General features: G+C 72.1%; 11 protein-coding genes and 1 pseudogene. 4 read left to right on the top strand and 8 right to left on the bottom strand.

Annotation, left to right across the window (positions count from 1 at the left end):
• Positions 1 to 260, bottom strand: a pseudogene (locus tag Q7T52_RS16550) (DNA-binding response regulator); the annotation flags it as partial.
• A gap of 104 nt (positions 261 to 364) precedes the next feature.
• Between Q7T52_RS16550 and Q7T52_RS16545 the strand changes: the two are divergent.
• Positions 365 to 643 (top strand): GlsB/YeaQ/YmgE family stress response membrane protein, encoded by a 279-nt coding sequence (locus tag Q7T52_RS16545; RefSeq protein WP_304804418.1) that lies wholly within the window; start codon positions 365 to 367, stop codon positions 641 to 643.
• Between the two features lie 115 nt (positions 644 to 758).
• Here Q7T52_RS16545 and Q7T52_RS16540 read toward each other — a convergent pair whose 3' ends face one another.
• Positions 759 to 1,247, bottom strand: coding sequence for a GNAT family N-acetyltransferase (locus Q7T52_RS16540; RefSeq protein ID WP_304804417.1), 489 nt, complete (start codon positions 1,245 to 1,247; stop codon positions 759 to 761).
• A 118-nt stretch (positions 1,248 to 1,365) separates the two neighbouring features.
• Between Q7T52_RS16540 and Q7T52_RS16535 the strand changes: the two genes are divergently transcribed.
• The gene (locus Q7T52_RS16535; protein ID WP_304804415.1) at positions 1,366 to 1,929 is read left to right on the top strand and encodes a PGPGW domain-containing protein; all 564 of its coding nucleotides are present in this window, start codon (positions 1,366 to 1,368) and stop codon (positions 1,927 to 1,929) included.
• Here the strand turns inward: Q7T52_RS16535 and Q7T52_RS16530 are convergent, their stop codons facing one another.
• Positions 1,930 to 3,360 carry an Ig-like domain-containing protein gene (locus Q7T52_RS16530; protein ID WP_304804413.1) on the bottom strand — a complete coding sequence of 477 codons (1,431 nt, stop codon included), beginning with the start codon at positions 3,358 to 3,360 and terminating at the stop codon, positions 1,930 to 1,932.
• 477 nt (positions 3,361 to 3,837) lie between these two features.
• Here Q7T52_RS16530 and Q7T52_RS16525 point away from each other — a divergent pair, with 477 nt between their 5' ends.
• Complete coding sequence (locus Q7T52_RS16525; RefSeq protein ID WP_304804411.1) at positions 3,838 to 4,014, top strand: hypothetical protein; 177 nt, start codon at positions 3,838 to 3,840, stop codon at positions 4,012 to 4,014.
• Positions 4,015 to 4,099: 85 nt separating this feature from the next.
• The gene (locus tag Q7T52_RS16520; protein ID WP_304804409.1) at positions 4,100 to 4,759 is read left to right on the top strand and encodes a Type 1 glutamine amidotransferase-like domain-containing protein; all 660 of its coding nucleotides are present in this window, start codon (positions 4,100 to 4,102) and stop codon (positions 4,757 to 4,759) included.
• 14 nt (positions 4,760 to 4,773) lie between these two features.
• Here Q7T52_RS16520 and Q7T52_RS16515 read toward each other — a convergent pair whose 3' ends face one another.
• The 5 genes from Q7T52_RS16515 to Q7T52_RS16495 form a co-directional block, all read right to left on the bottom strand.
• The gene (locus Q7T52_RS16515) at positions 4,774 to 5,211 is read right to left on the bottom strand and encodes a cupin domain-containing protein (protein ID WP_304804407.1); all 438 of its coding nucleotides are present in this window, start codon (positions 5,209 to 5,211) and stop codon (positions 4,774 to 4,776) included.
• 31 nt (positions 5,212 to 5,242) lie between these two features.
• On the bottom strand, positions 5,243 to 6,232 hold the full coding sequence (locus Q7T52_RS16510) for an LLM class flavin-dependent oxidoreductase (RefSeq protein ID WP_304804405.1): 990 nt from the start codon (positions 6,230 to 6,232) through the stop codon (positions 5,243 to 5,245).
• Positions 6,233 to 6,303: 71 nt separating this feature from the next.
• Entirely contained in the window at positions 6,304 to 6,804 is a 501-nt protein-coding gene (locus Q7T52_RS16505) for a MarR family winged helix-turn-helix transcriptional regulator (RefSeq protein ID WP_304804403.1), read from the bottom strand.
• A gap of 210 nt (positions 6,805 to 7,014) precedes the next feature.
• Positions 7,015 to 7,809, bottom strand: coding sequence for an alpha/beta hydrolase family protein (locus Q7T52_RS16500; protein ID WP_304804401.1), 795 nt, complete (start codon positions 7,807 to 7,809; stop codon positions 7,015 to 7,017).
• A 39-nt stretch (positions 7,810 to 7,848) separates the two neighbouring features.
• On the bottom strand, positions 7,849 to 8,115 hold the full coding sequence (locus Q7T52_RS16495) for a hypothetical protein (RefSeq protein WP_304804400.1): 267 nt from the start codon (positions 8,113 to 8,115) through the stop codon (positions 7,849 to 7,851).
• Between the last annotated feature and the right edge of the window lie 57 nt (positions 8,116 to 8,172).

The following is an 8,172-nucleotide window of genomic DNA, read 5'->3' as shown; positions in this document are numbered from 1 at the left end:
TGGAAGTTCCAGGTGTAGACCACGACCCGCCGGGCCAGGGGGTTGTCGATGAGCGTCTTGATCTCGTCGTGGTCGGTCTCGGGCTGCGCGAAGGAGTCGTAGAGAGCGATGTCGACGTCATCGATCAGCGCCTCGTTGGTGTCCAGCTCCGCGACCACGACCCGGTCACGGTAGGGCTCGAGCATGTTGGCGACGCCGATGACCACGACGTCGTAGTCGTCGACGATGGCGACCTGGATCGGACCGCTGCGCACGCTCATGGCACCACACTAACCGCCCTAGGGGTGTGTCGCACCCCTTGAGGGGGTGGTTACGTACACCCCAAGGGCCGCGACTGGCAGCCTCTCGAAGGAAAGGCACTCACATGCTCGGACTCATCCTGACCATCATCGTCGTCGGCGCCATCGCCGGTTTCGTAGCCCGTCTGCTCGTCCCCGGACGCCAGGACCTCTCCGTCGTCGCCACGATCGTGCTCGGCATCGTCGGCTCCTTCGTCGGCGGACTGCTGGGATACCTGCTGTTCGGCAAGGACGCCGGCGACGGGCTCCTGCAGCCCGCGGGCATCATCGGCTCCATCATCGGCGCGGTCATCGCGCTGCTGATCTGGACCTCGGCCAACCGCCGCTCCAGCGCTCGGGTGTAGGACACGCTCCACGACCTGACGCGATCGACAGCCGCCGGCGGGTTCCGCCGGCGGCTGTCGTGCGTCGGTCCTGCTCCGCACGACGCTCTTCGACCGAGACAACCCGTGACAGACCTCAGGCGTCCAGCACGAAGGTCAGCTCCTCGAGGCCGTCGTCGGACGCAGGAGCCGCCGCCTCCTCCTCGAGATCTCGCCGGAACCCGCACTTCTCCAGGACGCGGATCGAGCCGAAGTTGTGCGCGACGACGTGGGCGCGCAGCGGCCGGACCGGCACCTCGTCCAGGAGCAGGGCGAGCGCTCGAGTCGCGACGCCGCGGCCCCACCACTCGCGCCCGACCCAGTAGCCGAGGAACTGCTTCCCGTCGTCGGGCCAGCTCACGATGTTTCCCGCCACCACGCCGTCCGCGACGATGGTCCTCGTCACCAGGGTGTCGTCGGCGCGGAGCCTCGCCCAGTGCGCCACGACCCGGTCCCTGTCGCGAGCCGGGAACGCCGCCATCTCGACGGCCAACGGATCCGCCTGGTGGTCGAAGAACACGTCGACGTCACCGTCCTCGATCGTCCTGAGACGCACCACCGGTGCCCCGTCATCGATCTCGCTCATCCGGTCTCTCCTCGCCTCGGTCGTCGCTCGGCGCGTCGCCGAGATGGTCCCGACTGTCCCACCGACCACCGACACCCTGGCCGGGGAATATGTGGAGCCGGTCTCCGCTTCCTCGTGGGTGATCTGCGCTCCCGCCCGACAAGCCCACCCAGGCGGGAGGCGCGGCGGCGCGACGTACGACGCCCTGGATCCCTCGCTCGCCCCGGACGTCCCGGTCGTCGTCGCGCCGGCGAGGGTGCGCTGGCCGTCGCTGGGCAACGTCCTCGGCCGCTCGGCCGGCTGGACGGTCGTCGTGGTCGGTGTCGTCCTGATGCCGTTGCCCGGCCCCGGCACCCTGGTCGTCGTCGCCGGCCTGCGGATCCTGGTCCCCTACCACCGGTGGGCGGCCGCCAGCTATGACCGGGTCCGCGACCGCGCGGTCGGCGCCGCTCGCGCAGGAGTGGCCACCTGGCCTCGCGTCGCGGCGTCGGTCGCGGGCGTCCTGTGGGTCGCTGCTCTCTCCGGCATGTATGCCTTCGACGTCTCGATCCCCCGGATGAGCCTGCTGGGCCTGACCGTGGGCCCCGCGCTTCCCTTCCGGAGCACCGCGACCGCCGTCGGCCTGGTCGTGTCGAGCCTGGCCTCTGTCGGCGCCACCGTCTACAGCATCGTGCGCCTGCGCCCGCACCGCGAACCAGCCTGACTAGCCCCGACCCGGGTAGAGGTTCCTGAACCGGCCGCTGCCGAGCGGGCCGATGGCGGTGTCGGCGAAGTAGGAGAGGTCGTCGTAGGAGACGTGCAGCCGGCGCCGCGCGTGGGGCTTGATCGAGAAGTGGTGCTGCTCGCTGTAGTGGTGGCTCTCGAAGTACTGGATGCGGACGCGGCGGTAGCCACGGTTGGTGAAGACGAGCGTGCCAGGATGACCGCGCACGCGGCGGACCTTGACGGGTGGGAACCTGCGGACGGTGACGGTCAGCGTCCCAGGGGTCAGGCGGTGCTTGTCGCACGCGTAGTAGGTCAGCCGGTAGGTGCCGGCCGTGGCCGCTGACGCGTTGAGCTCGATGTAGCGGTCCGGGCTGTCGGAGCGCGCGCGGTCGGAGGCCGCCCACCAGGGCTGGATGAGGGCGGACAGACCGCTGCGGCGCGGTACGTCGACCCAGCACACGGCCAGGTCGCCAGGCGTGTCGTCGGAGTCGTTGCGCAGCACCCGGACCTCGGCGTCGTCGTAGTAGTCGAGGGTGACGCGGTCGTTGCCGGTGACCGGGGCGGCGTCCTCGACCGGTCCCGTGGGCGGTTCGTCGCGGCCGACCTCCACGCGGCCCGGCCGGACGTGACGCGGCCGGACGTGACTCGGGTGGGCGGACCGGCCGGTCCGCCAGGCTCGTCCCTGGCGCGCCGTGAGCTGCCTCGCCGAGGCACCGGGAGCGGCGCTGGCGGCACGGGCACCGGTGTTGCGGACGATCCCGTAGCCGAGCGGGAGGGGGTCGTCGCCCTCGCCCTCGTGGGGCACGGCGAACCACTGGATGGTCCGGCGCTTGACGACCCTGTCCCTCGTCGCTCCGGCGCCCAGGGTGAACCCGCCGTCGGCGTCCTCCCCGTCGACCGCGCCGTAGATGACGTCGACGGCCTCGTCGAGCGGGTTGGTGAACCGGACGACGCCGGGCCGGCCGGCGACCGTGCGGGCCGTGATCCGGACGACCTCGACGGTGAGGGTCGCCGGCGTCAGCTGGACACGGTCGCAGGCGTAGTAGGTGACCGTCAGCGTGCCCACCGCCAGCTCGCGGGTCGGCTCGAGGGTGAGGTACGTCGACCCCGACGGCGTGGCACCGTAGCCGGGCTCGCCGTTGTCCGACCAGACGTGCACGCCCAGCCCGGCCGCGTCCGGCGCCTCCACGCGGCAGACCTGCAGGTTGCCGTGGTCGGGGTCGACGTCGTTGGCCAGGACGTGGACGTCGGCCTCGGAGGTGAGGGGGGTGATGGTGACGGTGTCGTCCGCCGTGACGGGCGCCAGGTCGGCCGTCGGCGCGGACGAGACCGGCGCCGCGGCCAGGCTCGGGGCCGGACCGACCGGGGTCATGACCAGGCTCGCGGTCGCCAGGGTCGTCACGAGCGCCATCGCTCGCCGGGTCATCATGTTCATGGGCTCCACAGGTCACGGACGTCAGGAGCCAGCACTGTAGGTCCGATCGGTCGTGGCCGCGGGCGAACCCGCGACGGTCCGGGACCGGTTCCGCGCACGTAGTGGGCTCGAGCAGAACCGCCCCGCACCCCTAACGGTCTGGGTAGTCCTGCTCGAGCCCTTCCAGCTCCCCCACGTCACGCGGCCAAGCTGGGTGGCGCTTCGCAGGGGACGACGGTCTGCGTGAGACCGGCCACAACGTACGTCCGGGACAGAGACGTTTTCCAGGGCCTGAGGACCCCATCACCCCTTTGAGTGCTTGTGGATCGATCCAAGTCCCAGCTAACCGACAGCTGAGCCGCTGGTCGCGGGTCCCGACCGCGTCCATGGCCCGAACGGGTCATGGCGGCATGGCCCGGTGGCGCACGAGGTCTGCTCGAAGGACTTCGCCGAAGTCCGGCACACCGGACGCCCTCCGGACATGCTGTGACCATGAAGGTGCGGGTGCTCATCGACGACGGCGGCAAGGACGGCCACCAGGCCAAGTCCTGGGTGACCGACCCGTCCTCCTACGAGGCGTCGCTGGACGCGATCGCCTCCGCCCTGCCGGCGGGGTGCCGGATCGTGGCGGTCTCCGTCGAGCGGGACGAGGTCCCGCTCCCCGCCTGAGTCGCTCGTGCGACCCCGCGATGAGTCCTGACCCCGCCACGGGTCTGCAGGGACATCACTCGCGCGCACGACCTGGGAGTCACCCTTGAAGCTGTTGCTCACCTCCGGCGGCGTCACCAACCCCACCCTCCGATCAGCGCTCGTCGAGCTCCTCGGCAAGCCGATCGACGAGTGCCACGCGCTCGTCGTACCGACCGCGCAGTGGGGCCACCCGATGTGCGGACCGGCGTCGGTGCGCGGCGTGGTGGCGGCCGAGCCCGTCCATCGCCACCTCACGGGGCTGGGCTGGGCGTCGTTGGGCGTCCTGGAGCTCACCGCGCTGCCCACCATCGGCGCGGACCGGTGGGTCCCCTGGGTCCGGGACGCTGACGTGCTCCTCGTCGACGGCGGCGACGCGACCTACCTCTGCCACTGGATGCGGGCCTCCGGGCTGGCTGATCTGCTGCCCTCGCTGCCCGACCTCGTCTGGGTGGGGGTGAGCGCCGGGAGCATGGTGATGACCCCCCGCATCGGGCCGGAGTTCGTCGAGTGGTCGTCGGCCCCGGACGACCGGACCCTGGGGGTCGTCGACTTCTCGATCTTCCCGCACCTGGACGCGTTCCCGTCCAACACCATGGCTGACGCGGAGCGGTGGGCGGCCGACCTCGGCGTCCCGGCGTACGCGATCGACGAGCAGACCGCCATCAGGGTCGTCGGGGACACCGTCGACGTCGTGTCCGAGGGGCGGTGGACCGCGTTCGGGTGAGGGCGTCGCTCGCGTCAGCCGCGCAGCGACGGCAGGTTGACGACGATCGCCTCCTGCGTGTTGCGGGCGATGACGACCACGGCCTCGACGTCGGCATCGTTGTTCTCCTCGCGGTGCGGCGTCCACGGCGGCACGAACACGTAGTCGCCCGGCGCGGGCTGCAGGCGCACCTCCTCCCCGGTCTCCTCGTCGAGGAAGACGAACTCCGGGTGGCCACTGACCACGTAGATCGCCGTCTCGGCCTCGCCGTGGTGGTGGTCGCCCGACCGCACCTGGGGACCGACGTGCGTCTGGCCCATCCAGAGCCCCTCGGCCCCCACCTGGGCGCCGATCGCGGCGAGTCGCTGCATGCCCGGGGTCTGGGCGGTGCCGCCGTCGAGGTCGGCCGCCGGGACGTGGCGCAGCGGGAGTCGCCGGGGCTCGAGGTCGGGATGGAACGCGTCGTGGCTCACGCCGTACGACGTTAGTAGCCGTGTCGAGTGGCTAGACGGACACCGGGAGCAGGGCCTCGGCGGTGAGCGTGACCGACCGCAACCGCGCCTCCGCGCTCGGCGCCTGGTGGGCCGTGATGAGCTCATCAGCCCCGACGTGGTCGCGGAAGTCCTCGAGGTAGCGCGCCACCTCGGGACCGTCGCCCACGGCGGCGTAGGTGAACATCTGGTCGACGTGCTGGGCGGCGCCGCGGCGCAGCAGCACGTCGGCCTCGACGTCGCTGAGGGTCTGGCCGCCACCGAAGAGGGTGACGGCGATGGTGCGACGGGCGGCCTGCAGGTTGGCCTGCGCCTGCTCGTTCGTGTCGGCGGCGACCACGTTGACACCGGCGATGACGTAGGGCGCGTCGAGCTGCGACGACGGCGTGAACTCGCGGCGGTAGGCGGCGACGGCCGCCTCGAGCGACTGGGGCGCGAAGTGGCTGGCGAAGGCGTACGGGAGACCCAGCGCGGCGGCGAGGTGGGCCCCGAACGTCGACGACCCGAGGATGTAGAGCGGGACGTGCGAGCCCTGGCCCGGCACGGCCGACACCCCGGGCACCCGGGACTCCTCGCCCAGGAACGCCTGCAGCTCCTGGACGTCCTGCGGGAACCGCTCGGAGGCCGACGGGTCGCGACGCATCGCGTGGGCCGTGGCCTGGTCGGAGCCGGGCGCGCGGCCCAGCCCGAGGTCGATCCGGTCGGGGTACATCGCGGCGAGCGTGCCGAACTGCTCGGCGATCGCCAGCGGCGAGTGGTTGGGCAGCATCACCCCGCCGGCGCCGAGCCGGATCGTCGACGTGTGGGCGCCGACGTGGGAGATCAGCACGCTGGTCGCCGACGACGCGATGCTCGCCATGTTGTGGTGCTCGGCGTACCAGACCCGGCGGTAGCCGTGCTCCTCCGCACGCTGCGCCAGGGCGACGCTCGCGGCGATGCTGGTGCCGACGGACTCCCCCTTGGCGATCGGGGCGAGGTCGAGCACGGACAGCGGGATGCGCATGGGTGATGGCCTTTCGGGTCGTCTCCCTGGGAGAACACCCCCGGGGACGGTCCTCTTCCCTCGTTCCCGCGTCAGGGCGAACCGGGCGGAGCCGGGTCGTAGAGGCCGGTCATCCGGCGGTCGGGGTCGAGACGGAGGAGCAGGGCGTCGGCGATCTCGGTGACGTGCCGCAGCTGCTCGGGGCTGAGCGCGTCCACCACCAGCGACCGCACCGTCTCGACGTGGCCCGGGGCCGCCGCCTCGACGACCCGGAGCCCCGCCGCGGTCAGCCGGGCGTTGGTCGCGCGCCCGTCGTCGGGACAGGGGAAGCGCTCGACGAGACCGCGCTCCTCGTGGCGTCGTACGACGTGGGAGAGGCGGGGCAGCGTGGCGTTGGTGCTGAGCGCCAGCGCGGTCATGCGCAGCGTGTGGTCGGGCGCCTCGGACAGCCGGCTCAGCACGAAGTAGTCGAAGTGCGTGAGTCCCGTGTCGCGGCGCAGCTGCGCGTCGAGCGCGGGCGGCAGCAGCTCGAGCACGGCGACCAGGCGCACCCAGGCACGGCGTTCGTCGTCGTCGAGCCACCGCTGCGTCATGACGCCACCCTAGACGTCAGTTGAAGGAACAAGTGAGTGCGGCTGAAATATTGGTTGTAGCAACAACTCATCTCTCCAGGAGCCCGTCTCGACCCGGGCCTCGTCCTGGTCCACGGCCCGCGCGACGACGACGAGCCGGCGGTGGTGCTCGACGGCTGACCGTGGGCGGTCCGGGCAGCATCCGGGTCGGCGTCGGGCCGGGCTGACCAGCTAGGTCACTGCTACCGGTCGCGGCCCCGACGGACGACCCCGCATCGGCAGCCACGCGACCACGTCCCGGATCACGGCGTCCCACAGACCCCACTCGTGGTCGCCGGGCCGGAGGTCGAGGACGACGTCGGCGCCCGCGCCCACCGCTGCGGCGTGGAAGCGTCGGGTGGCCTCCACGTCGGGGTCCTCGGTCCCGCAGGCGAGGTAGAGCGGCGGCAGCGGGGCGTACGCCTGCTCGAGCCCCGAGAAGAGGTCGTCGGCCGGCGTGACGCCGCCACCGAAGACCCGGTCGAACAGGGGACGCAGCTCGGGCCACCGCTCGGGCACCCGGGCGACGTCGAGCGCACCCGAGAGCGACGCCGCGGCGGCGTATCGCTCGGGGTGCCGCAGGGCCAGCTTGACCGCGCCGTAGCCGCCCATCGAGAGACCGGCGACGAAGGTGTCGGCGGGCGCGTCGGAGACCCGGACGAGCGACCGCACGACCTGCGGCAGCTCGTCGGCCACGAAGTCGAGGTAGCGGTGCCCGTGGACCTCGTTGACGTACCAGCTGTCCGCGACGGCCGGCATCACGACGGCGAGGCCGGCGTCGTTGGCGTAGCGCTCGACCGAGGTGTAGCGGGTCCACGCGGTGTGGTCGTCGGACAGCCCGTGCAGCAGGTAGAGCACCGGCGGCGGGCCGTCGCCACCACCGCTCGCCACCCCGATCTGGCCGCTGGTCCGCTGGGGCAGCACGACCGTCGCGGACACGCCCATCCCGAGGACCTCGGAGAAGAAGTCGCAGCGCAGCAGGGCCATGGTGGGTCCATCGGGAGGCGGACAGAGGGGGACGTCCTGTCAGCCTAACGACGCCAGGCTCCGCCAGTACGTCACGAGCTCGCCGAAGGCCTGTCCGGTCGGAGCGTCGAGCTCCGCGAGATCGAGGTGCATCTGCCGGTAGGCGTCCACGGCCTCGCCGGGACCGGGTCCCTCGCCCCGCAGGGATGCCTGGAGGCGAGCCAGCTGCAGCTGGAGCAGCCGTACGGCGAGGTCGCGCGTCTCCTCCCGGGTCCGGTCCTCCGCCCGCCGCACGGCCTCGCGGCGCAGCTCCTCGGGACGCGGCATCGCCAGTCGCTCGCGCGGGTGCGGGTGCGCCGGGCCACCGGCCTGAGGCCGTCGATG

Origin of the sequence: Nocardioides sp., assembly GCF_030655615.1 — a bacterium.
Lineage (GTDB): Bacteria > Actinomycetota > Actinomycetes > Propionibacteriales > Nocardioidaceae > Nocardioides.
This window is presented reverse-complemented; position numbering and strand designations above follow the sequence as displayed.

Coding starts and splice junctions, on each gene's coding strand:
- Q7T52_RS16530 (WP_304804413.1), bottom strand. CDS start 3,360: ATGATGACCCGGCGAGCGATGGCGCTCGTGACGACCCTGGCGACCGCG.
- Q7T52_RS16525 (WP_304804411.1), top strand. CDS start 3,838: ATGAAGGTGCGGGTGCTCATCGACGACGGCGGCAAGGACGGCCACCAG.
- Q7T52_RS16545 (WP_304804418.1), top strand. CDS start 365: ATGCTCGGACTCATCCTGACCATCATCGTCGTCGGCGCCATCGCCGGT.
- Q7T52_RS16495 (WP_304804400.1), bottom strand. CDS start 8,115: ATGCCGCGTCCCGAGGAGCTGCGCCGCGAGGCCGTGCGGCGGGCGGAG.
- Q7T52_RS16500 (WP_304804401.1), bottom strand. CDS start 7,809: ATGGCCCTGCTGCGCTGCGACTTCTTCTCCGAGGTCCTCGGGATGGGC.
- Q7T52_RS16505 (WP_304804403.1), bottom strand. CDS start 6,804: ATGACGCAGCGGTGGCTCGACGACGACGAACGCCGTGCCTGGGTGCGC.
- Q7T52_RS16510 (WP_304804405.1), bottom strand. CDS start 6,232: ATGCGCATCCCGCTGTCCGTGCTCGACCTCGCCCCGATCGCCAAGGGG.
- Q7T52_RS16540 (WP_304804417.1), bottom strand. CDS start 1,247: ATGAGCGAGATCGATGACGGGGCACCGGTGGTGCGTCTCAGGACGATC.